The sequence below is a fragment of the Pseudomonadota bacterium genome (assembly GCA_016711215.1).
GTDB lineage: Bacteria > Myxococcota_A > Polyangia.
In genome coordinates, this window is sequence record JADJTL010000003.1 from 30,864 (window position 1) to 56,170 (window position 25,307).

Sequence of the window (25,307 nt, forward strand, 5' to 3'; positions counted from 1 at the left end):
TGACGATCAGGGCAGGAGCAAACAGTGATCAGGGATCGGTGACCACTAAAGCAGTGAATCACTGAATCAGGGGATCAAGGGATCAGGGGATCACACGAGCGGAGGCGAGGTCTTTGGCGCGACGCGCAGCAAGCCGGTCGATCGATCGGCGGCGGGCGCTGGGAGCCAGGGACCGCGGGAGGCCCCCCTGCCGCAAAAGCCAGCGCTGATCCCCCGCACGCCGTGGCGGAGCTTCTCGCTGAGGTTGGAGCGATCGGCCAGCGGACAGGAGGCGTGATCGTCGCCGCCGTGCGCCGCGCTGCCTTGCAGCAACGCCGAGCGCTGCTGCGGCGCGGGCGAAGGCGCCTGCCTTGCGGCCGCCGGCCCTTCCTCGATCGTTCGGTGCTGACCGCAGTAGCGATGGACGTGGGCGCGACCCAGCGGGGAAGACGACGCGATCGCGTGCAGCGCGCTGGCCAGCGGCGCCGAGAGCCAGAGGGCGACGAGCAAGGCCGAGCGATAGCGGAAGCCGTTGGAAGCCATCAGCGCGGGCACGCTATCAGCGCACCCGCGGGCTGGTCAACCGGCGCTGAGCCGCTTCTTGGTTGCGAGCGACCTGCCGGAGAGTCGTCCCTTCGAGGGCATTCCAATCCAAGCCCCAGATGGACGAGCGCGCAAATGTCACTTAACCTGCGAAAGTTCCAGGAGTCAATCTTCGAAGGTCAAGGGGCGGCCAAGGTCCCGGGGCCGGCGACCGGAGCTTGGAGGGCGCGTTCAACATGACGCCTCCGATCGGCAAGCGGCCTTGCTTCGCTCTGCTGCTATGGGCTGTGCTCGCCGGGTTCTTCCCCGGGGCTGCAGCGCACGCGAAGACCGCCTCGGCGCCCTTGACCATGCTCTGGGATGCCCCGCGCGGTCCCGCGGCTTCGGACGATGCGCTCCGTTGGCTAACCAAGCTCCGCGACGCCGTCTCGCGGCCGCGCGCGGGTTGCGATCGCCTCGCGCTCCCAGACCTGTCGTTGAGCAAGCCAGCCCGCGCCTTGCAGCTCAAGGTCGATCGCCAGCAACGCGCGGGGCGATCGCCGATCGTCTACCTGCAGGATCCAATCGCCGAGATCTTTATGGTCGTCGCCACCGACGTGCGCGGTTGCCCCTCGATCTTCGTCTCCGGTCGCGCCCTGCCCTTCGCGCAGCGGGCGATCATCAGCCCCTTCCCCAATGCGCGGCTGCCCGACCTACCCGAGGGCGCGGTGATCACGGCGATCGTGCAGGACTTCAAGACGATTCGTCCGTGGATCATGCTCGCCGACGAGACCCGCTTTGTCCGCGAGAACGCCCTGCTATGGGTCGGTGCAGGCGTCTACAGCGGTCTCCTGCTGATGATGATCGTCGTCGCCCTCGGCTTCGGCGCCTACGCGGGGAGCCGCGTCGCCTCGGCCTACGCCCTCTACTGCCTGGCGCTGCAGGTCTGGCTGGTGCAGAACTTCGGCATCGGCGCGGCGTGCTTCTCCTCCTGGCCGGGCCCGCAGTCCTTTCCGCTCTTGCAGGCGATCTCGGTCGCCGGCGTCGTGCTCGGCGTAGGTCTTGCCGTGCTCGAGTTTCTGCGGCTTCGCGGGCGCGCACGCGCCGCGGTCGGCGGCTTCGTCGTGCTCAGCGCGCTCGGCTTCCTCGCTTCGGCCTGGCATGCGGCGGGGTATCGCGTCGGGGCGGCCATTCTTTCCGGTCTGGCCCTGGCCACGATCGTCCAACTGGCGCGGGCGGTGGTTAGCGGCGATGCCTCGATCCGCCTCTTCACGCTCGGACTGGGCGCGACCATGATCGGTGGGGGCGTGCAGGCCTTTTCAGTCATCGGCACCGGCCTCCAGGTCAACCGTCTGGCGGCGTTCGCCTTTCCCCTCGGCAGCCTCGTTCAAGCCGCCTTCTGGCTCGCCGCGCTGATCATCCGCCGCCAGCGCGAGTTGAACGTGCTACGGGCCGAACAGGCGCAGGCACGCCTCGCGGATACGGTGCGGCAGGTTGGCGCGGACCTCAACTCGACCCTCGAGCTTCCGGAGGTGTTGGATCGGCTGCTCGGTCATGTGGCTCGCTTCGTGAGGTTCGATCAGGCGGTCGTGTTCGCGCTTGAAGGTGAAGGGATTCGTGTCGTCGCGTCGCGGGGCTTCGCTGCGCAGCAGCTCCCCTCGGGCCCCGTGCCCTTGGACGAGCTTCGCGCCTTGTCCAAGATCGCGCGAAGTGGCGAGCAGGTCCTTTGCACGCCGACATCCCCCTCCCCGGGCGAGGGGCACTACCTGGGCCTGCAACGGGTGTCGTCATGGCTCGCCCTACCGCTGCGGGCCCGCGACGAGGTCATCGGCATCCTCGCGCTGGACCGCAGGACGGGCGAGCCCTTTTCCGAGCGCGACCTGGATCTCGTGAACACCTTCACCGGGACGGCGGGCGTGGCCGCCCAGAACGCGCGGCTCTTTGGCGAGACGCGTTCGTTGGCGACGACGGATGGCCTGACGGGTCTGCTCAACCGCACGCATTTCTTCCACCTTGCCGAGCAGGAGCTACGACGCTGCCGCCGGCTCGGCGGTCCGGTCTCCGTGCTGATGGTGGACGTCGACCATTTCAAGCGGATCAACGACCGCTACGGCCACCAGGCCGGAGACCTGGTACTGGCCCGCGTGGGCGAATGCCTGAAGACGAAGATCCGCGAGATGGATCTCGTCGGGCGCTACGGCGGCGAGGAATTCGCAGCGCTCCTGCCCCAAACGCCCCCGCCCCTGGCGCGAGAGGTGGGGGAGCGCATCCGCCGAACCATCGAGGCCCTGAGCATCATGGTCGATGGGCAGACGATCCCCGTAACGCTCTCGGTCGGCGTCGCCGGCCGGGCCCAACCCGACGACCTGCCCGCTTTGTTGCGACAGGCGGACGCGGCCCTCTATCAAGCCAAGAGCGCCGGCCGCAACCGGGTCGTCGTGGCAACCGAGGAAGCGCCGCCTTCGACCTGAGCTGCTGCCGCCGGGCTCGCACCCCAGGTCGCTGCGCGGCCTCAGGGAAGCACGCCCTCCCACGGGTCGGCGACCAGCGTCAGGACCCGCTCGCCGACCCGGCGCCAGACGCCGCTGAAGCTGCGGCGACCCTCGAGATCGCGGACGGTCAGCGCGGTCCAGGGCGCATCGGCCGCGCCCGAAGGGGCGACCCGCAGTGCAGGCGCGCGCCTCACCTCGACGCTGCGCGTGTCGCGGCGCAGACCCGTGCGCAGCGCCTTCAGCGCGCTTTCCTTGGCGCTCCAGATCAGCGTCGCCGACTCGGCCTGCTGGTCGGCCGACAGCTCGGCGAGCCAGCGCTGCTCGGCAGGCGTGAAAAACTCACGAACAAAGGCGCCGCTGCGCGCCTCGACCTTCTCGAGGTCGGCGCCGAGCGCGATGCCCTCAGCCGCGAGCGCGGCGAGACCGTGGTCGGCGCAGTGGCTGAGCGAAAGCACGAGCGGCAGGGCAGTGCCGTCGAGTTGGGCCTCGGGCGCCCCGTCGCTCGCGGCCCGCACCTCGAGTCGCGCAAGCTCCTGAGGCGCGACCCCGAGCCGGTCAGCCAGCGCGCGCTTGGCCGTCCAGCGCCCCAGTCGCCACTGCCCGCGGCGCCGTGGCAGCAGCAGGCCGCCCTGGACCAGACGCTCTGCCGGCGCCAGCCACGCATCGCCCTCGGCAACAGCGGCCGCGGTTTGCAGCAACCAGGCCACGCCGGGCGGCAGCATCGCGATCTGCTCAGGCCGGCCGCGTCAGCTCGCGCTGCAGGCCGCGCTCGATCGCCTCGACCAGGTAGGGCCGCAGCCGTTCCGGCGGGATGATGTGATGCACCGAGCCCATCTTCTGCGCCCGGAAGATATCGTGGACGCGATCGTACTCCTCGGCGACCTCTCCGAGCTTCTCGGACTCGACGACGCGCATCAGGGCGTCGAGCCGCGCCCGCAAGCGCACCTTCTCGACCCCTTCGGCCTGCTGGCACTGGGCCTCGAGCTCGCGCATGCGCGCATCGTCCCGCGTGCGCTTGTCGACATCGCGCGAGAAGACGACGGCCGCCGCCGGAGCACCGCCGATGACCGAGGCGAAGGTGCCATCGAGGGCGGCCACCTCCATCCGCTCGTTGAGCTGGCTCGAGAACACGACGAAGGCACCGCCGTGGTAGCGCGAGACGACCGCGAAGACGATCGGTCCGCGGAAGTTGACCACGGCGCGACCGATCTCGGCGCCGTACTCGAGCTGCACGTTGCGCATCGACTCGGGCGAGCCGTCGAAGCCGGAGAGGTTCGCCAGCACCACGAGCGGGCGCCGACCGCCCACGCTGTTGATCGCGCGCGCCACCTTCTTCGAGGACTGAGGAAAGAGCGTCCCCGCGGTCCAGCGCCGCGGCCCGTCGGCCGGGACGAAGCCCAGGCGCGGCAGCGGCCGCGACTCCAGGCCGAGCAGACAGACCGGATAACCGCCGATACAGGCATCCCAGACGACCGAGGTCTCGGCGTCCCGCATGTTGCGCCAGCGCTCGAGGGCCTGGTCGTCCTGGTCGACCACCGCATGCATCACCCGGCGAATGTCGAAGGGCTTCTTGCGCCCGGGATTGTGCTCATCGGAGAAGATCTCACCCACCGTGAGAAAGCTCGTGCCGTCGATATGGCCGTGCTTAGCGCTGCGCACGTCGCGATCGACGGCATCGCTGCTGACGCCGCGCCGCGGGAAGCGCTCGCCCGGCGCGACGTAGCTGTGCTCGTAGTAGCGCAGCAGCAGCTTGCAGGCCTCGTGGACGTCGGCCGCGAAGTACTGCGCCTGCCCGTTGGGCCCCATGATGTGATCGTAACCGCCGATGCCCTCGTTGTCGGCCGCCGAGACGCCACCCGAGTAGTCGAGCGCTCGCTTGCCCGTCAGCACCATCGAGCCTTGCGCCGTCATGATCAGAATGCCGCGGGTATGCATCAGCATCGTCGCCTCGGCGTTCCAATAGGGCTGGGCGCCGACGTTGATGCCCATCACGACGACGTTGACCTCGCCGCCGGCCTGCGTGAACTCGATCAGCCGGCGCAAGACCAACGAAATCCAATCCATGTTCTCGACGCCGCTGCTCATCGAGATCTTCGCCCCCGCCGAGACGGCAAACCACTCGAGCGGCAGCCCGAGCGCCTGCGCCAAGGCCAGCGCGGCGTTGATGCGGCGGCACTCCGGCTCCGCCAGCGCCCCCATGCCCCGGCTCGGATCGCCGAGGAGCACGACGCGGCTCATCCCCTCCGGGTAGCGCGTCGTGAAATGCCGAATCACGCCCACGACGATGTTCGCCTGATTCAAACCGTAAGGCCGCTCAACCGGCACGAGCTTGCCCTCGGCGTCGAGATCGTACTCGACGAACTCCCCGGGCGGGTACTCGGCCTGCACCCCTTCGCGCGCCGGCGTCAGCATTTCGATCAGCTCGTAGGGGTAGAGCAAGCCGCGCTGGCGCAGAGAGACGACCTTCCGCACGTACTCCGTCACCGGCTGCATCGGCGCGGTCGGTGGCTCGCGAAAGCGCACCGTGACCCCGGCGCCGCCGCGCTTGGCGATGTCGAGCACGCGATCGCGCAATTCGCCGGTCTCGGGATCGGGCATCATCGCGCGAAGCAGCACGCGCTCGAGCCCGAGACCCGCGGTCGTCGGCGCCAGTCGATGCACGACCGCGTTGAGCTCCTCGGCGCGCAGGTCGAAGACCGGCCAGACGAAGAGCTGCACGCGGTTCCACTGCAGGCGCTGCTGCGGGAGCCGCTGCGCTTGCACGCGGCGAATGCCCGCCAACGCCTCCTGTAACATCCGCTCGAGCTCGGGCAGGCGCTCGACGCGGCCCTGGCTGTCGCGCACGGCGGTCAGGTCACGGACCTCGGCCAAGGCGAAGAGCCGCTCATCCTTCGGGTTGTCGCGCCCCTTGGCGCGGTAGAGGTAGACGTCCTCGACGGAGGGCAGGCGCTCGATCGCGAAGTTGCTCAGTCGCCAGAGCTGCAAGCGCTTGCCGATCATCGGGTGAAGGCCCCGATAGAGGCGATCCTCGTAGAAGCCCTCCGCCCGCTGCCGGAACGTGAAGTAGGCCACCCGCGAGGCCCCACCGGCATGCGAGACCCCGATCACCACGCGCCGCAGTGGTCGTCCGAGCTCGACGCGCTGCAGCAGCGCGAGCAGCTCGTCACCGAGTTGCTCGACCTCGGCGATCGGTTCCTGTCGTCGGCAGTAGATCTCGAGCGCGAGCTCCGCCCCCGCTTCACCGCCCTCGTCCAGGGACGCGAGCGCGCGGAGGGTTTGTGCCAGGCGCGCAGGCTCGCTGCACGCACTCAACACTCGGATCCGCTGCCCCTCGTAGGGGTAGTCGCCGGCCAGCACTGGGCCGTCTTCGTGCCCGAGCGCGCGCACATGCTCGAGTGACCGAATGCGGTAGTGCCGCCGCAGCAGCAGCTCGAGCAGCACCCGCTGCCGGCCGGGCGCGTCCTCGTCGGAGCGCTCGAAGAGCAGCCGGGTCAGCGGTTGCGGTAGCTCGACGAGGGCCTGCATCGCGGCCTCGTCGCTTCGTCCGGCGGGCAGCCGCGCCAGCGTGGCGACCTGGGCGGCCGCCTCCGCCTGCGCGCGGCTGCGATTCCGATCGAGCACCGGCTGGTCGAAATACCGGTAGCGAACCTCATGCGCCAGATCGTTGAGCGCCGGAAAGCGGCCCTGGGTTTCGACGATCAGCCGATCGAGCACCGCCAGAAATCCCCTGCTGACCAGCGGCGCCAGCGTGTCGCGGCGGTCGAGCCGCCGCTGCAGCACGCTGTAAACCGGCGTGAGCTGATCCTCGAGCCGTTGCTGCGCCTTGAAGATGCGAAAGAGCGCCTCCTCCAGCGCCGCAGAGCGCTCGAGCTGGCGAACGCCATAGTGCTGCAGCGCGCGCTGCAAGCGCTCGACGAAGTCGCGCGGCAGGCTCTCGCCCTGCGCGTCGAGCTCGCGTAGGTAGGTCAGCAGGTATTCCGTGGCACTCTCGGCCGTCTCCTCGTCCTCGTGGCGATCGAGGCCCTTGCGGCGAAAGAGCGAGCGCAGGTCGACGAAGAAGCCGAGCAGCTCGTCCTCCAGCCGCAGCGCCTCGGCGTCGTCGGCGGGCAGCCCTGGCGTCAGCACACCGTGCTCGGCGACCGCCTGACGCAGCCGGGCGGCGTCCGCGTCGAAGCCGAGGACGGACGCTCGCAGCTCGGCGAGCAGCTCGCGCCCCGCGCTCTCGCCCATTCCATCGCGTTCACGCACGCCGACCCCGTCGAAGCGCAGCCGCACGCCCTCGCCCGCCGCTTCGCCGGCCGCCGCCGGCGGCTCGATCACGAACAGGGGCGCGCCCGCGGCGACCTGCCCGTTGTTGACGACCAACACGCGGCGGACGCGACCGGAAAAGCGCGCCAGCAGCGCAGTCTCGCTCTTCATCGCCTCGAGCACGGCGAGCCGGTCGCCGATCGCGACCTCATCGCCTTCCTTCACCCCGACCGACACCACCACCGCGGGCGCCGGCGCCCTGACAACGCCCCCGCGGTCGCCCTGCACGCGATGGGGAACGCCATCGAGCAAGACGACCTGCGCGGGGCCGTTGGCGCCAGCCACCACGCGGTACCGCCGTCCCGCACAGTGAACACGGTAGCTCGAGGGTTCGAGCTCCTCGAGGTCGAGGTCGATGAATAACCCGCTGACGTAGGCGCGGTAGGATTGTGGTCCGAGTCGGCGCACCTGCAGGCGATAGCTCTCCCCGGCGTAGCTCAGCTCGATCGCCCGGCCGACCTCATCGTCGAGCTCGGGGCGCCCATGAGCCGCCGTCACGTAGAAGTGCAGCCGCTCGGCCGCCAGCTCGGCGCGGTAGGTCACGACGGCCGCAACCACCACGGCCAGCGCAGCACCGGGAGCCACCTCTCCGCCACGGGCGGCCGACCAGCGCTCGAGCCAGGTCGCGTCGGCACGGCCTGACTGCACCTCGGGCTGGGCCAGCAGACCGAGCAGCAGGCCCTGATTGCTGGCCCCGTCGCCGATCAACAGCGCGGTGTCGCGCAGGGCCTGCTCCATCCGCGCCAGCGCCTGCTCGCGGCGCAGCCCGGTCGTCACCAGCCGCGCCACGTCGACGGCCGCGCCGGCCGGGACCAGGTCCCCGGCCGCATAACCGATCTCGACGCTGACACCGGTGCCCAGTGGCAGTCGCAGCGTGTGCAGCGGGCTGCCACTCGCAGCGCCGACCCCGACCCGCGCGTCGGCCTGCAGGCGCACCTCCAGGGCAGAGCCAGTCGCAAGCGGCGCCTCCCCTTCGAGCCGCTGCCCGTCGGCGAGATCGAGCTGGAGCTTGATCAGGTCGACGCCGCTGCTGGCCTCGACAGCGCCATGCGTGAGCGAGAGCCCGAGCTGTAGCCGCTCCACGCCCCAGCGCTCCGTCTCCGGCTGGAAAACGAACTCGACGGCGCAGAGGCTGTTCAGGCCAAGCTCACGCACGAGACGCAGCGCCGCGCAGTCCAGGGCGTCGCCGAGCGAGCGCGCGATCCCCGGCGGCGGCGCTTCAACCAACTGCGCCTGACCCTGCGCTTGCAAGGTCACGTCACAGGCGCCGAGGGTCCAAACCGTCCCGGCGCCGTCGCTCGCCAGGTGGACGGCGATGCGCCGCGCGCGCGCCCAGCCAGCGAGATCGCCGCCGGCCCAAGGCAGGGTCAGACGCTCGCATAACCCCTGCAACGCGGACCGGTCAGCGCTTCGCTGCAGGGCGTCGCCGGTCGGGCCCAGGAAGCTCAGACCGAGGCGCTGAGCCAGCTGCGCCAGCACGGCGTAGTGCGCGCTGAGATCCCAGCCGACCCAAAGCGCGTCGGCGCCAGAGGCCCGCAGCGCGACCTCGAGCACGGCGAGGTCGGGGCTAGATCCGCCCCCCCGGGCGTTGGCGCCGCCCTCACCGGGCAGCCAGGGCGCGGCGAGCGCGCAGGACACGTCAGCCTCGCGCACGAAGAGGCTACGCGCATCGGCTGCCGTGTGCAGCGCCACGGTGCGCAGCGCGCGCCCCCGGGCGATCGCCCACTCGCGGGCCGTACGTACGAAGCGCGCGGCAGGCTCGCCGCGGCTCACTACCGCAATTCGTTGAAAGGCTGATGGTTGCATCGGTGTCCGTCGAAGCGCTGGGTCAGCGCATAGCCAAGCGCAGCGGCGCGCGCGCGGCCTCGGCAACGCCGCTCGGCAGAGCGATCGTGCGGTAGCCACGCAGAGTGACGAAGACGTTGCCGGCCTCGTCGGTGACATAAGCGTCGAAGCTGGGCTCAGCGAGCCCACCGGCGCGCCCCGCGACGGGACGCACCACGGCGTAGAGCCGGCCCTCGGCCGTGGCGGGATCGCGCAGGGTCTCGACCCGCTCAACCGTCGCCGGCAGGCCCATGCGGCCGAGCACGCCGATCTCGTAGGCCCCGGCGGTCTGGAAGCAGAGTTCGATCAAGCGTGGGGCCATCACCGTCAGCAGGGTCTCGGGCCGATGGTGCACGGGCAGCTCGGCCGGCAAGAGCCCATAGATGACCTCGCCATCACGCCAGGCGGCCTCCAGCACGCGATAGGCCGGACCGTGGAAGTAGACCCGGTAGATGTCCTCGGCGACGACGCGGGGCAGCTCGCTGAGGCGTGGTTGCTCGGCCTTCAGGCCCGCGCCGCCCCCGCGCGCGAGCCGTACGCGCGCGCGGAAGTGCGTGCTGAGCTGCGGAGCCGCTTGGCCGCTGAGCTGCCGCAGGCCCCGCAGCACACAGTGCGCCACGACATACTCACCGTCGCGCTGGAACTGTGCGTTGACGGTCACGGTCCGCGGCTCGCCGCGGTAGAACTTGAAGGGCTTCGAGAACTCGACGTCTTCGACCGCCGCGACCTGCCATTGCGGCAAGGCCCAGCGCGCGGCCTCGGCGAAGGCCTCGATCCCCATCACGCCGGGCAGCAGCGCCGTACCTTCGATTCGATGGTCGAAGAGGAAGGGCTGCTCACTCGGATCCAGCCTCACCTCGACCGAGAGGCCGCCGTGCAGCGTCATCGCCGTAGCACGCGTCAGCATCGGACCAGCCGTGCCCGCGGGCGCCAGCGCCGGCGCGAGCCCTCCCGTAGGCTCCCACTCCGCGAGCAGGAGACCGAGCCGATCGGCAACGAGCACCTCGACCGCACCGACGGGTTCCGCCTGGAGCTCACGCCGCACGATGCCGATTCCCGCCTCCGGTCGCAGCATGTCGATGCCGGCGCGCTCCATCAGCTTGGGAATCGATCCCCGCGCCGCCATCCCGATCCCGCCCCACGCCGTCCAGTCGATGCTGATCGTCCGCGTGCCGGGCCAGAAGCGTGGCAGGCTTGCGCTGGTCTTGCAGAGCAGGTCATTCGCCGCGCTGTAGTCGGTCTGCCCGCCGTTGCCGAAGCGCCCCGATATCGAGCTGAAAATCACGGTGGTCCCGACCGTAAGCCCGCGCGCGGCGCGCAGCAGGTTGAACCAGCCCTCGGCCTTGACGTCGAAGACGAGGTCGAACTCGGCTGGCTCCTTATCGGGAAGGAAGTGGCTGATCTCGACACCAGCGGCGTGGAGCAGGACGTCGATGCGGCCATGCGCACGCCGCACCTCGTCGAGGACCTGCGCGACGGCACCCCCGTCGAGCAGATCCAGGCACCGGTAGCGCACCTCACCCCCAGCGGCGCGCACGGCGTCGATCGCCGACTGCGCAGCGGCGGCCCGCTCGAAACCCGCGAGCTCTCGCTCGATCTGGGCCGGGGTGACGCGCTCGCCGCGCGCTCGACGGCGCTCGAAGAGCTCGAGCTTGAGCCCCTCGCGGTCCGACGAGAAGCGCAGCAGGTCGGGGTCGTCGGCCACCGGCTCGGCCACGCGGTCGAGCAGATAGAAGACCCCCGGCCAGGCCGCTGCCAGGTCAGCCACGATGGCCGCCACAATGCTGCCTGCAGCGCCCGTCACGACGAGGACCGGCCGCTCACCAGCCGGCGCGAGGGCCGCCGCCCCCCCAGCGCTCGCGGCGAGGGGAACGTCGGCCAGGCCCACGGTCCAGCGCAGATTGTCCTGGTAGCCGACCTCGACGATGCCGCGATCACGCCGGGTCTCGTCGAGGACCAGCGCCGCGACGGCTACGCTCTCGCAATCGCGCTCGAAGTCGACGCATTTGACGAGCGCCTCGGGCCGCTCACGCTTGAAGGCCTTGACGAAGCCGCTGACCGCGCCGCCGAGCGGGGCGAAGGGACCCACGGGCTCGTAGCCGTGGAGCCCACCCAAACGCGTCGCCGCGACAAGAAAGCTGCTCGACGCCGCCACCTGATCATAGAGCGCGCGCATCGTCGCGTGCAGCAGCTTGACCCGCAGGCGCAGCGCCTCGCGGAAGGCCTCTGGGGAGAGCGCGGTGAAGTCGCCCTCGGGGTCGAGCGCAGGCAACCAATAGACGCCCTGCACTGACCCTTCGGCGCTGAACGCCGTCAGCCGCTGGAGCAGCGTCGCCGCATCTGGCGCGTCGCCGATCGCCAAGACCGATACGCCTGCTCCCTCGAGACGCGCGACCAACTGTGCACCGACGCCTCCGCGGTCGAGCATGACGACCACGCGGCTTCGCGCATCGAGCTCGATCTCCGTCGGCTGACAGAGCTCGAGCGCGGGGCGTAGCTGCGGCAGGGGCACGCGGCGAGGCACCGAGTCCATCGCCTCGCGGCTGGCCCGCGGCAGCAGCGCGACGGGCGCCGCCGCGAGACTCGCGGACCCCGACGCGCGCTCCGGCGTGGCGACCTGGACGTCCGCCGTCGCGGCTGACGCGGACCGGCCGACCACGCCCTGGAGCGCCACGCGCAGGTCGGGCCGGTGGTCGTAGACGAACTGCGTCACGTGCCGCAGCGTCGGGAAGTCGCGCAGCCGCAGCCCCTCATCGCGCGGGATCGCGTAGCGCTCCCGCACCTGGGCGAAGGTCTCCGCCTGCTTCACCGTGTCGATCCCCAGATCTGCCTCCAGATCGAGCTCGGGATCGAGCATGTCCGCGGCGTAGCCCGTGCTCTCCGCCACCAACGCCGTGATCTGCGCCAGCACCGAGTCGACCCGGGCAGCCGCGGGCGCGCTACCAACGACCGCGGGCGCGGGCAGCGCTGCAGGCGCGGGCAGCGCTGCAGGCACGGCAGACACGGCAGGCGCTGCAGGCGCTGCAGGCGCCGCCACGAGCACGGGCGCCACCGCCTGCGCCACGCGCAGGTCGGGCCGGTGGTCGTAGACGAACTGCGTCACGTGCCGCAGCGTCGGGAAGTCGCGCAGCCGCAGCCCCTCATCGCGCGGGATCGCGTAGCGCTCCCGCACCTGGGCGAAGGTCTCCGCCTGCTTCACCGTGTCGATCCCCAGATCTGCCTCCAGATCGAGCTCGGGATCGAGCATGTCCGCGGCGTAGCCCGTGCTCTCCGCCACCAACGCCGTGATCTGCGCCAGCACCGAGTCGACCCGGCCGGCCGCGGGCGCGCTACCAACGACCGCGGGCGCGGGCAGCGCTGCAGGCGCGGGCAGCGCTGCAGGCACGGCAGACACGGCAGGCGCTGCAGGCGCCGCAGGCGCCGCCACGAGCACGGGCGCCACCGCCTGCGCCACGCGCAGGTCGGGCCGGTGGTCGTAGACGAACTGCGTCACGTGCCGCAGCGTCGGGAAGTCGCGCAGCCGCAGCCCCTCATCGCGCGGGATCGCGTAGCGCTCCCGCACCTGGGCGAAGGTCTCCGCCTGCTTCACCGTGTCGATCCCAGATCTGCCTCCAGATCGAGCTCGGGATCGAGCATGTCCGCGGCGTAGCCCGTGCTCTCCGCCACCAACGCCGTGATCTGCGCCAACACCGAGTCGACCCGGCCGGCCGCGGGCGCGCTACCAACGACCGCGGGCGCGGGCAGCGCTGCAGGCGCGGGCAGCGCTGCAGGCACGGCAGACACGGCAGACACGGCAGGCGCTGCAGGCGCTGCAGGCGCCGCCACGAGCACGGGCGCCACCGCCTGCGCCACGCGCAGGTCGGGCCGATGGTCGTAGACGAACTGCGTCACGTGCCGCAGCGTCGGGAAGTCGCGCAGCCGCAGCCCCTCATCGCGCGGGATCGCGTAGCGCTCCCGCACCTGGGCGAAGGTCTCCGCCTGCTTCACCGTGTCGATCCCCAGATCTGCCTCCAGATCGAGCTCGGGATCGAGCATGTCCGCGGCGTAGCCCGTGCTCTCCGCCACCAACGCCGTGATCTGCGCGCGGGATCGCGTAGCGCTCCCGTACCTGGGCGAAGGTCTCCGCCTGCTTCACCGTGTCGATTCCCAGATCTGCCTCCAGATCGAGCTCGGGATCGAGCATGTCCGTCGCGTAGCCCGTACTGTCTGCCACCAGCTGCAGGATCTCGGACAACACGCCCGTGCTGGCCGGCCCAGCGCCTAGCGGCGGACTGGCCGCCAGGGCTGAAGGTGCTGCAGCCCCAGCAGGCGCGGCCACCGAGATCGGCGCAGACAGCGCCACCGCCGCGGGCGCGCGCGAGGCAGCGCTGGTCGCGGCGGGCGCCGGCAGGGAGCCGACGCTCGCCCGTCCCTGCGCCGACTGTCCGGCAGACGCTGGCGCCAAAGGCTGGATCACGGCCGGCGTCGGCCCATGGTCCTTGATCCGCAAGGTTCGCTGTACGACCTCGGTCTCGGGCGCTGCCTGCCCGCTGACCTCCGCCAACCAGCGTTCCCATCGCTGACGGTCCACGACGCGGGTTGCGTGCCCAAGGGCGCTCGGGGCCGGGCGCCGGCCGTCGGCCGTCGGCGCCCAGCGCAGCAGCGCGAAGCTGATCTGCGATCCAAAGCCAGCGCCGAGCCGCAGGGCATAGCCAAGCTCGTGCGCGCCGCCCCGTGAGAGGTTGATCGGGCCAAGGTCCGGATCCGGCTCGCGGTAGTTCGGCACCGGCGGCACCACGCCCGTCTCGAGCGCCTTGATCGCCACCACGTCCTCGATGCCAACCCCCATCGCATGACCGGTCAGTCCCTTGGTATTCGCCACCAGGATCTGCTCGGCGCTGGCACCAAAGGTGCGCCGCAGCGCCTCGATCTCGGCCTGCGCGCTGCCCCCGCGCGCCGGCGTGTAGGTCTCGTGCGAGACAAAGAGCGTACGCGGCGCCAGCTCGCGCCGATCGAGGCCCCACTGCGCCTCCGCGTCGCCGATCAGCCGCTCCAACAACCCACAGATATGCTCGACATCGAGCCGTGTCGCGTGGAAGGCGCTGTTCGCGGTCAGCGAGCCGAGCAGCTCGCAAATCGGGCGCACACCCCGCTCGCGGGCCGCCGCGGCGCTCTCGAGCACGATCGCCGAGGCGCCCATCCCCAGGATCAGCCCGTGGCGTCGCCGATCGAAGGGCACGGCCGCCTCTTCGACGATCTCGTCGGTGGCTGCAGCGCCGCTGGCGAGGAAGCCCGACCCGAACCACTCCATCATGTGGTCGCTGGTGACATTGTCGCCGGAGACCACGAGCACGCGCCGGCAGCGCCCGCGTCGAATCCAGTCCTCGGCCACCGAAAGCGCATGCGTCGTGCTGGCGCAGGCCGCGTTGACGTGCGTATTGGGGCCACGCGCACCGATGAAGTCGGCGAGCTGCGAGTGCCCCATCGGCAGCACCTTGAGCACGAAGCGGCGATCAAACTGGTAGCCCTCACGCTCGAGCTCACCCCGCAGCGCGGTGATCCGTCGCTCGAGCTCCGTACGCAGCAGCGCGTCGGCGCCGCTGACGCGCACCAGCAGGCTCTCGAGCTCCTCCAGTCGCTCGCGCCGCGCGCGATCGGTGTAGTAGTGCTTGAGATCGGCAACCAGCGCGTCGTAGCCGGGGAAGGACGAGGCGAAGATCACCCCGGTGTCGTCGCGCAACGCCTGGGGCAAGCGCCAACCGGCCGGCAGCTGGGTGCCGCGGGTCGTCGTCTTGTAGTGCTGCACCAGCGGCAGCCCGGCGTCGTTGAGCGCGTCGATCCCTGCCGCGATCGCCAGGCGGGTGACGATGTCGAGCGCGGGCAGCCGATCCGCCGGGTAGCCGAACTCGGCGGTCAGGTCGAAGGTCCCGCCGCGCCCCGCGAGCTTGATGATCTGTTTCAGATCAGTGATCGGCTCGAAGCGCGCGCCCTCTTCACTCTTGACCAAGCGCACGATCTGCTTGGCCAAGATCTCGCGTCGCTGCCGTAGGGGTAGCGCGTCGATCAGCTGGTCGCCGCGCAGGATGCGCTCGACGTTGGTCGGATCGAAGACGCGTCCGGCGCCGGGCAGACCGATCGCGGCGCCGGTGATCACCACCGGCTCGTGCTCCTCCGCCGAGCCGTGGCGACGGCCCCCGCTCACCAGCGCCTCGGCGCCAGCGCTCGCCCCTCCGGCAGCCGCCGCGCCGAGCAGCGCGTACCCGCCGCCCGAGGCCACCGCAGGCGTCGCCGCGAAAGCCGCCACCTGCTCGCGCGACGCGCCAAGCCCCGCCGCGTAGAGCCCGCAGAGCGCCTGGTTGAAGGACACGACATCACCCTGGCGCGGATGATTGGTGAAGAGCGCGGAGACGTCGGGCTGGTCGCCGAGGACATCCTCGGCAAAGCCGTGAAGCGCCTTCTTCGGCCCGATCTCGACGAAGAGGCGTGCGCCCGCCCGATGCAGGGTGCGTAGCCCATGGATGAACTGCACCGGCGCCGCGACCTGTTGACCGAGGATCTCGATCATCTGCGGCACCGCGGCCGCGCCCATCGGATAGAACTCACCGCTGAGGTTGGCCACCAGCGGTAGTTGTGGGGGTTGCAGGCGCAGCCGCTGCAGCACTGTGCAGAGCGGCGCGCTCGCGGGCGCCACGAGCTTGGTGTGGAAGGCATGGCTGACCGTCAAGGGCACGGCCCGATAGCCCGCCGCTTCGACGGCGGCGACGGCGTGCGCGACGGCCTCGACCGTCCCGCCGACCACCGCCTGGCTGTTGCTGTTGTGATTGGCCACGACGACGTAGCCGTTGACCGCTGCGACGATGCGTTCGACCTCGGCCAGGGGCGCGAAGACCGCCGCCATCGCACCAGAATCCCCGATCGCCACGCGCGTCATCTCGCGGCCACGGGCGCTGACCGCCTCGAGCGCGTCACCGAAGGGCAGGCCCCCGGCCGCTACCAGCGCGCCGTACTCGCCGAGGCTGTGCCCCATCACCATGTCGGGCGCGATGCCATAGGCCGCGAGCAGCCGCGTCAGCGCCTCGTCCGCCGCGAGCACTGCAGGCTGCGTAATCGCCGTCTGCCGCAGATCCTCCTCTGCGCGAGCCATCTCGGCTGCGTCCGCGCTGTCGACGAAGATGTAATCGCTGAGCGGACGCCCGAGCAGCGGCGACATCACGCGGTCGGCCTCGGCGAAGACCTCAGCCACGATTGGCTGCTGCTGGCGCAGCACCTGCAGCATGTTGACGTACTGCGACCCCTGGCCGGTGTAGAGAAACGCGACCTTCGGCGCCGCCCCGCGGCCGCGAAAGATGCCCTGCGCTCGCAGCGCCTTCCACACTCCAAGCTGATCGCTGGCCAGCGCCTTGAGCGCCTTGGCGCCCTTGCTCGCCAGCTCTGATGCGTCGCCGTAGTCGATCGCCACGCGCTCCGGCGCGCGCAGATCGGCCAGCGCGGGCCGCGCCGCCGACGGCACCCGCCCCGCCTCCGCCTCGACGCAGACCTGGCGCAGGCGATCGGCCAGGGCAGCCGGCGCCGCGGCCCCCAACACGAGGGCCCCGCGCAAGGGCGCCGCGGCCAGCGCGACGACCGCGGGCGACGACCCGAGAGCCGCGCTCGCGGCCCCAGCGACCAGCCCAGAGACCGCGTCGCCCCAGGCGCCCGGCACGCTGGCGCTGCGCCGGCTGCCGCGGGTCAGCCGGCCCGGCACATGCTCTTCGAGCACGGCGTGGAAGTTCGTGCCCCCGAAGCCAAACGAGCTGACCGCCGCGCAACGCACCCCGTCGGCGCGCTGCTCCCAGGGCCGCAGCTCCGTGTTGACGCGAAAGGGTGAGCGCGCGAAGTCGATGTTGGGGTTGGGCTGGGCGAAGCCGAGGCTCGGCGGCAGCACCTTATCGTGCAGCGCCAGGACCGCCTTGAGCAGCCCAGCAGCCCCAGCCGCGCCCTTGAGGTGGCCGACGTTGGACTTGACCGAGCCGAGGGCGATCGCGCCGAGAGGCAAGCCGAGGCTGCCGAAAACCTCGTTGAGCGATCCGACCTCGGTCGCATCGCCGACGCGCGTCGAGGTACCATGCGCCTCGAGCAAGCTCAGCGTGGCCGGCGACACGCCCGCGTGCTCCCAGGCCCGTCGCACGGCCAGCCTTTGGCCGACGGGGTTGGGCGCAGTGATGCCCTTGCCCCGTCCGTCGCTCGAACCTCCGACGCCGCGAATGACCGCATAGATGCGATCCTCGTCGCGCTCGGCGTCGGCCAAACGCTTGAGCAAGAAGGCCGCGGCACCCTCCCCCATCACGAAGCCGTCGGCACCCGCTGAAAAGGGCCGCGTACCCGTGGCCGAGAGCGCGCCGACCTTGCAGAACTTGATAAAGCTCGACGGGTTCATATTGGCGTCGACGCCGCCGGTGATCACAGCGTCGTAGTCGCCCTGCACGAGGCCCTCGATCGCCGTGCCGATCGCCGCCGTCGCGGAGGCACAGGCCGCATCGACGATGTAGTTGGGTCCGCGGAAGTTGAAGAGCGCCGCCACGCGTCCGGCGACGATATTCGCCAGCTCGCCGGGCATCGCGTCCTCGGTCACGTCCGGCATCCGCTGGCGGTAACCGCGCAGCCCCTCCTCGAGGATCGCCTGCTGCTGCTGCTGCGTGAGCGCGGCAAAGGTCGGCGCTTGCCGCAGCTCCTCGGCCAGCTCGGGGAAGAGCACCCGCGCGGCGCTGAAGACCGCCCGGTCGCCGCCCATCGCGGTGCCGATGATCACCGCCGTACGCTCGGGATCGAGCGGCCGCTCTGGGTAGCCGTAGTCCTCGAGCGCCTCACGCGCGGTGATCACGGCCCACTTCTGACCACGGTCCATCGACTCGCCCACGCGCGGCGGCACGGGCAGCTTCCAGGCGAGGGGATCCCAGTTCCAGTGCAGCGCCCAACCGCCGATCTTCGAATAGGTCTTGTCGGGCGCGCCGCGATCCGGATCGTAGTAGAGGTCCGCATTCCAGCGCTCGCGGGGCACGTCGGTGATGCTGTAGCGACCGGACCTAATATTGTTCCAAAAGGACGGCACATCGGCCGCGTCGGGCATTACGGCTCCGACACCAACGATCGCCACCGCTCGTGCTGACGTGTCTCGCATCTCTACAAACTCCCTGTGCAGGCCGCGCCAGAGCCGCGCGCCGCCGGTGCCGGCCAGCGAAGGCCCGCGTGCCCAGCGGCGCCGACGAGCGCCCGCTTCAACCGCGCTGATAGAGCGCGTCGGCGACTCGGTCCATATCGGCGATCAGCCCGCGCTGTGCCCCCTGCACGGCGGCGAGGCCGCAGCGCTGCGCGAAGGCTGGTCCCTCGCTGTCTGGCAAGCCATCAGCGCCGGCGACCCACTGCGGGCCCTCCAAGACCACCTTCAGGGCCACCTTGCGGGCGAAGACCCGGCTCATCGTGGCGAGGACGGTCGCGTCGAAGCGCCGATCCGTCTTCTCAGGCAGCTCGCCCTCGGCCGCCCGCGCGGCCCGTCGCGCAAAGGCGCCAGCGGCCTCGACAAACGCCACCAGCTCACCGACGCGAAAGAGCACATGCTGATGCCGCGTCAAGCGCGCCACGCGCGCGGCCTCCAGCACCTCCGCCAAGGCATGCGCCGCCAGCGCCGCCACGTCGGCACCCACCGCTGGTTGCCGCGCGTGGAGCTGCTCCAGCTCGCGCGCCTGCGCGTGGTAGTGCTGTCCTCGGCTCTTGATCTGGATCTGCCAGCGATCGCGCGCGATGGTCATCTCCATGATCTCCGAGGTGCCCTCGTAGATCGTGGTGATGCGCACGTCGCGCTTGATCTTCTCGACCATGTATTCCTTGGTGTAGCCGTAGCCGCCGTGGGCCTGGATCGCCGCCTCGGCCGCGTTATTGCCCGCCTCGGTCGCCAGGTACTTGGAGATCGCCCCCTCGGTGTTGAGCGTTCCCTCACCGGCATCGATGCGCTCGGCGGTCTCCTCGATGAAGGCCCGCGCACCCTCGAGCTGAACGACGTGTGGAACGATCAGCTTATGCGTGTAGCCCTGCTTGGTGGCCAACAGGCCGCCACCTTGGACCCGCTCGAGCGAGTAGGCGATCGCGCGATCGACCGCCGCCCAACCACCACCGAGCCCGAAGGCCGCCACCATCAGGCGCGTGAAGCCGAAGACGAGCTGGGCCTGCACCAGGCCCTGTCCCTCGACCTCCCCCACCAGCCGGTCGGCGTCGACATAGACGTCCTCGCAGTGCACGGTGGCGGTGTTGCTCAGGCGAATGCCGTGCTTGTCCTCGGGTTTGCCGTGGCTGAGGCCCTTGGCTCCGCGCTCGACGACGAACCAGCTCGGCCCTCCAGGGGCGTTGGCGAGGAAGGTATATACGTCGGCGAAGCCGCCGTTGCTGATCCACTGCTTGTTGCCGTTGAGGCGGTAACCGACGACGACGCCATGCTCGCGCACGGGCTCCGCCGTGCTCCGCAGCGTACCGAGATCGCTGCCAGCCTCGGGCTCCGTCGCCCCATAGGCCATCAGGATGCCCTCGTTGGCGATGCGACCGAGCCAGCGAGCCTGCTGCTCAGGCGTGCCACCGTAGACGATCGGGTCGCTGCCCAAGAAAGTGGCGAGCACGCCCGTGGCGACCCCGACGTCGACGCGGGCCAGCGCCTCGCAGATCCGGTAGACGTCGAAGGCCCCGCCACCCATCCCGCCGTAGGCCTCCGGAATGAACGCGAGCTGGATCCCCAAGCCCTCGCCCCCGAGACTGCGCACCGTCTCGTTCGGGAACTCGTCGCGCGTGTCGAGGTCGATCAGCCGCGCGTCGGGCAGGTGATCGCGCGCGAAGTCGCGAAAGGCGGCAAGGGTGAGATCGAGCGTCTCTCTGTCCAATCCACGCAATGCCTGCGCCATGCCTCTCCTCCGTGTAGCCGTGTAGCCGTGTAGCCGCGCCTCGCCCTCGTCGTGGATCGCGCCGCGCCCCGGGATCGGGCGCAAGACGTGGGCCCGGCCGCGCGCGCGGCGCGCCGAGCACAGGCAACCCGCTGGGAGGCAATGGCGGCGGGCAGCCTACGTCGCACCCTCGGTCGTGTAAAGGCCCGCACCAGGCCCGCACCAAGATCCTCGGACGTCAAAGGGGCGCGGCCCCCGCGGCGGCCCGGCCGCGCGTCTTGGGCTCAGCCGCGCGTGCGGGCAGCGGCGGGCGGGCGGGCTGCCGCTGCGCTGTCGGCGCCCTCGGCGCGCTCGGCGGCAGTGTCCGCGCCCGCCTCCTCGCCGAGCTGCCCGAGGAGTTGCAGCGTCGCCGCTGCCTCCTCCTCGTCCAGGCGGCTGATGGCGACCCCGACATGCACGACGACGTAGTCGCCGAGCTGCGCCTCGGGCACGAAGGCGAGGCTGACCTCACGCACTGCACCGCCAAAATCGACCCGCGCCGCGCGCGCCAGCTCGCTCCCGCTGAGGCTAAGGATGCGTCCTGGAACGGCGAGACACACGGACCTGACTCCTGACGGCGACGAGCGCCCGCTCAACGAGTGCTACTCTAGCGACCCTCGGGTCGGGCAACAACCCGCCGAAGCCTCGGGGTAGCGCCGCGACGATGGGCAGCCGGACGGAGACCTCAGCCGCTGGAGACGCAGCGCGGCGCCGCCTCGGCCTCGAGCTGCAGGGGGTCGTGCAGGGCGTCGGGTATCGCCCCTTCGTCTTTCGTCTGGCCACCGAGCTCGGCCTCAGCGGATGGGTCCGCAACGACAGCGCGGGCCTGCAGATCGAGGTCGAGGGCGAGGCCCGCGCGCTGCAGCGCTTCGCCGACCGCCTGCTGCGCGAGGCGCCGCGCCAGGCGCGGGTGGTGGCCCAAGCGCAGCGCTGGCTCAGCGTTGAGGGCGACACGGCCTTCACGATCCGGAACAGCGACCCGGCGACCACGCTCAAGACGGCGCTGATCGTGCCCGACCTCGTGCTCTGCGGCGCCTGCCGCGCGGAGATCATGACGGCGGGCGATCGTCGCTGTGGCTACCCTTTCACCAACTGCACCGACTGCGGACCGCGCTTCAGCATTATCGCGGCGCTGCCCTACGATCGCGGCAAGACGACGATGGCTCGCTTCGCCATGTGCGCGGCCTGTCAGGGCGAGTACGACGCTCCGGGCGATCGGCGCTTTCACGCCCAACCCAACGCCTGCGCGCGCTGCGGTCCTCGTTTGGCGCTCTGGGCGCCCGACGGCCGCGCGCTGGCGCTCGGCCCGGCCGCGCTGCGCTCGGCCGCCGCGGCCCTCCTCGCCGGCGCGGTCCTCGCGTTGAAGGGGCTGGGCGGCTTTCAGCTGCTGGTCAGCGCCACCGACGAGCAGGCCGTGCAGACCCTTCGCCGACGCAAGCGGCGCCCGCACCAGCCCTTCGCGGTGATGGTGCGCGACCTCCAGGCGGCCGCGTCCCTGGTGTCGCTCTCGGCGGCGGCGGCCGAGGTGCTCGCCTCGGCCGCCGGACCGATCGTCCTGCTGCCCCGACGACCCGCTGCGCCACTCGCCGCGGCGGTCGCGCCGGAGAGCCATCGTCTCGGCCTGCTCCTGCCCACGACGCCGCTGCATGCGCTGCTGCTCGCCGCGCTGCCGGGCCCCGTGGTCGCGACCAGCGGCAATCGGAGCCAGGAACCGCTCTGCATCGACGAACGCGAGGCGCTGGCCCGGCTCGGCGACCTCGCCGACGTGTTTCTCGTCCACGACCGCCCGGTCGCGCGACCCGTCGACGACAGCGTGGTCTGGCTGACGGGCGACACCCCGCGGCTCCTGCGCCGCGCGCGAGGCTTTGCGCCCCTGCCCCTGCGCCACTCGCGCGCGCTGCCCGCGCTGCTCGCCGTCGGTGGCCAGCTCAAGAGCACCGTGGCGCTGAGCGCCGGCGCACAGCTCTTGATCAGCCAGCACCTCGGCGACCTGGGCACGCTCGAGAGCCAAGGCGCCTTCCTGCGCGCGGCCACCGACCTGATGCGCCTCTACGAGACCTGTCCCCGCGCCATCGCCCACGATTTGCATCCGGACTACGTCTCGACCCAGTGGGCCCACCGCGTCGCGGCGGGGGAGCAAGCGCAGGCGAGGACGGAGACGGCGCGGCTCGCCGGGCTGCCGCTGATCGGCGTCCAGCATCACCACGCCCACCTGGCGGCCTGCCTGGCCGACAACGCGGCAGAGGGGCCCGCCCTGGGGGTCATCTTCGATGGCAGCGGCTACGGCACCGACGGCACGATCTGGGGCGGCGAGTTTCTGTTGGGCGACGCCCGCGGCTATCGTCGCTTCGCCCATTTGCGCCACTTTCCGCTGCCCGGCGGCGAGGCCAGCATCCGCGAGCCTTGGCGCGTGGCGCGTGCCCTGCTGTGGACGGCCGGTGGGTCTGCCGCGCTGGCCGCGGCCGGCGACCTGCCCGGGCTGCGCGACGCCAGCGCGGTCGAGGCCCGCGTGCTGCTGCAGATGCTGGAGCGCGGGATCAACACGCCCCTGACCAGCAGCGCCGGTCGCCTCTTCGACGGCGTGGCAGCGCTGCTCGGGCGACCCGGGCGCGTCAGCTACGAGGCCCAGGGGGCGATCGCGCTCGAGGCGCTGGCCGATCCGCGGGAGGCAGGGTGCTACCCGCTGCCGCTTCGCGCGGGCCCGAGCGCCGCGAGCCCGCTGCTGCTCGATTGGCAGCCCCTGCTCGAGGGGCTCCTCGCGGACCTGCGCCGCGGCCTGCCGCTGCCGCGGCTGGCGGCTCGCTTTCACCAAACCCTGGCCGCGGCGATCGTCGCGGTCGCGGAGCGCAGCGGGCAAGCGCGCGTGGCGCTCAGCGGTGGCTGTTTTCAGAACACAGCGCTCGTCGAGCGCACGACGCGCGCGCTGGGCGCGGCGGGCTTCGAGGTGCTGCTGCATCGGCAGCTACCGCCCAATGACGGCGGGCTTAGCGTCGGCCAGCTCCTCGTCGCTGCGGCTCGGCTGGAGCAACCCGACCCGCTCGACGCGCGCCCCTGCGCCGCGGGCGCGCACTGATGCTACGCTGCCGCGCGCGAGGATTCGAGCGTGCGCTACCTTGACGAGTATCGTCGCAGCGAGCAGGTCGCGCCGTGGCTGGCGGCGATCGGCGCCGCAATCACGCGCCCGTTGACCTTGATGGAGGTCTGCGGCGGCCAGACGAATACCTTCTTGAGGTGCGGCCTCGACGGCCTCCTGCCGGAGGCCTTGACCCTGGTCCACGGTCCCGGCTGCCCGGTCTGCGTCACGCCGATCGCGCTGATCGACCATGCGTTGGCGATCGCCGCGCAGCCAGGCGTGATCTTCACCTCCTTCGGCGACATGCTGCGCGTGCCCGGGAGCCGCGACGATCTGCGCGCCCTGAAGGCGCGCGGGGCCGACGTGCGCGTCGTTTACTCGCCGCTCGACGCTCTGCGCCTGGCACAGCAGCATCCGGCGCGCGAGGTGGTCTTCTTCGGCGTCGGCTTCGAAACCACCGCGCCCGCCAACGCCCTCGCCCTACTGCAGGCGCACGCCGCGGGGCTGCGGAACTTCTCGCTGCTCAGCGCCCACGTGCTGGTTCCGCCCGCGATCGAGGCGATCCTCAGCGAGGGCGACCATCGCGTCGAGGGCTTCCTCGCCGCGGGGCATGTCTGCGCGGTGATGGGCTACTGGCAATACGAGCCCATCGCAGCACGCCACCAGGTCCCCATCGTCGTCACCGGCTTCGAGCCCCTCGACCTGCTGCAGGGCATCTACCGCGCCGTGACGGCGCTGGCAGCGGGGCGCGCCGGGGTCTGGAACCAGTACCGGCGCGCGGTCCGCAGAGAGGGCAATCGAGCGGCGCAGCAGCTCCTCGAGCGCGTCTTCGAGCGCTGCGACCGGCCGTGGCGCGGCCTCGGGACCTTGCCTGCCAGCGGCCTACGCCTGCGCGACGCCTGGCGCGATTACGATGCCGCCGCGCGCTTTCCCCTGACCCAGCCCGCGGCAGCGGAGAGCACGGCGTGCCTGGCCGGGGAGGTTCTGCGCGGCCTGCGCAAGCCGCCCTCCTGCCCCGCCTTCGGCGCGCACTGCACGCCCGACCATCCGCTCGGCGCGCCAATGGTCTCGTCGGAAGGCGCCTGCGCCGCCTACTATCGCTACCGGAGCATCACGTGAGCGACACCGCGGGTTCCGCCCCGAGCACGCATCCTGGCTGCCCGCTGCCGATCGACGGCGACGACACGCTGCTCCTCGCCCACGGCGGCGGCGGGCGCCTGAGCCAGCGCTTGCTCGCAGAGCTGCTGCTACCGACCTTCGACAATCCCGAGCTGCGGCGCCTCCACGATGGCGCGGTGCTCGCGGTGCCGAGCGGGCGCCTGGCCTTCACCACCGACTCCTTCGTGGTTAGCCCGCTCTTCTTTCCCGGCGGCGACATCGGTTCGCTGGCCATCCATGGCACGGTCAACGACCTGGCGATGTGCGGCGCGACGCCCCTCTGCCTCTCGCTGGCCTTGATCCTCGAGGAGGGTCTGCCGCTCGCGACGCTGCGGCGCATCGTCGGCTCGCTGCAGCAGGCCGCGAGCGCGGTCCCCGTCAGCATCGTCACCGGCGACACCAAAGTCGTCGGTCGGGGTCAGGCCGACGGCGTCTTCATCAACACCAGCGGCATCGGCCTCGTGCGCCCCGGGGTCGAGATCGCGCCCCAGCGCGCGCGGCCCGGCGACGTCGTCCTGCTGAGCGGGCCGATCGCCGTCCACGGCATGGCGATCATGGCGCAACGCGAGCCTCGGCTTCGAGAGCACCCTCGAGAGCGACAGCGCCGCGCTCCACCGCCCGGTCGGCCGTCTGCTCGAGGTCGCCCCGCAGGCCGTCCACGTCTTGCGGGATCCGACGCGCGGCGGCGTGGCCAGCGCCCTCAACGAGATCGCGGCGGCGGCGGGCGTGGGGCTGCGCCTCGAGGAGGCGGCGATCCCCGTGCCAGAGGGCGCGCGCAACGCCTGCGAGCTGCTCGGCCTCGATCCGCTCTACGTCGCCAACGAGGGCGTCTTTCTCGCTATCGTCGCCGCGGACGCGGCGGAGGCGCTCTTGGCCGCGCTGCGCGCCGACCCTCTGGGTTGCGACGCTGTCGCGATCGGCACGGTGACCGCAGAGCATGCGGGCCGCGTCGTCCTGCGCACCACGATCGGCGGCTCGCGCGTCGTCGACCTGCTCAGCGGCGAGCAACTGCCGCGGATCTGCTGAGGCCGC

General features: G+C 71.3%; 8 protein-coding genes and 2 pseudogenes. 4 read left to right on the forward strand and 6 right to left on the reverse strand.

Annotation, left to right across the window (positions count from 1 at the left end; genetic code table 11):
• Positions 1–90 precede the first annotated feature (90 nt).
• A complete protein-coding gene (locus IPL40_09200) occupies positions 91–522 on the reverse strand; it encodes a hypothetical protein (protein MBK8481337.1) in 432 nt (143 codons plus the stop codon).
• Between the two features lie 236 nt (positions 523–758).
• Between IPL40_09200 and IPL40_09205 the strand changes: the two genes are divergently transcribed.
• Positions 759–2,972, forward strand: a complete 2,214-nt coding sequence (locus IPL40_09205; GenBank protein MBK8481338.1) for a diguanylate cyclase — start codon at positions 759–761, stop codon at positions 2,970–2,972.
• 41 nt (positions 2,973–3,013) lie between these two features.
• Here the strand turns inward: IPL40_09205 and IPL40_09210 are convergent, their stop codons facing one another.
• The 5 genes and pseudogenes from IPL40_09210 to IPL40_09230 form a co-directional block, all read right to left on the reverse strand.
• Positions 3,014–3,715, reverse strand: a complete 702-nt coding sequence (locus IPL40_09210) for a 4'-phosphopantetheinyl transferase superfamily protein (protein ID MBK8481339.1) — start codon at positions 3,713–3,715, stop codon at positions 3,014–3,016.
• Between the two features lie 10 nt (positions 3,716–3,725).
• Positions 3,726–9,107, reverse strand: a complete 5,382-nt coding sequence (locus IPL40_09215) for a hypothetical protein (protein MBK8481340.1) — start codon at positions 9,105–9,107, stop codon at positions 3,726–3,728.
• 22 nt (positions 9,108–9,129) lie between these two features.
• Positions 9,130–18,261, reverse strand: a pseudogene (locus IPL40_09220) (SDR family NAD(P)-dependent oxidoreductase).
• A 97-nt stretch (positions 18,262–18,358) separates the two neighbouring features.
• Positions 18,359–20,026, reverse strand: coding sequence for an acyl-CoA dehydrogenase family protein (locus IPL40_09225; GenBank protein MBK8481341.1), 1,668 nt, complete (start codon positions 20,024–20,026; stop codon positions 18,359–18,361).
• A gap of 263 nt (positions 20,027–20,289) precedes the next feature.
• On the reverse strand, positions 20,290–20,604 hold the full coding sequence (locus IPL40_09230) for a HypC/HybG/HupF family hydrogenase formation chaperone (GenBank protein MBK8481342.1): 315 nt from the start codon (positions 20,602–20,604) through the stop codon (positions 20,290–20,292).
• 104 nt (positions 20,605–20,708) lie between these two features.
• On the opposite strand from IPL40_09230, the gene hypF reads away from it, so the two are divergent.
• The 3 genes and pseudogenes from hypF (at position 20,709) to hypE (ending at position 25,301) form a co-directional block, all read left to right on the forward strand.
• Complete coding sequence (gene hypF / locus IPL40_09235) at positions 20,709–23,117, forward strand: carbamoyltransferase HypF (GenBank protein MBK8481343.1); 2,409 nt, start codon at positions 20,709–20,711, stop codon at positions 23,115–23,117.
• Between the two features lie 30 nt (positions 23,118–23,147).
• Positions 23,148–24,236, forward strand: a complete 1,089-nt coding sequence (gene hypD, locus IPL40_09240) for a hydrogenase formation protein HypD (GenBank protein MBK8481344.1) — start codon at positions 23,148–23,150, stop codon at positions 24,234–24,236.
• Positions 24,237–24,280: 44 nt separating this feature from the next.
• Positions 24,281–25,301: pseudogene (hypE, locus tag IPL40_09245) on the forward strand (hydrogenase expression/formation protein HypE).
• Positions 25,302–25,307: the final 6 nt, after the last annotated feature.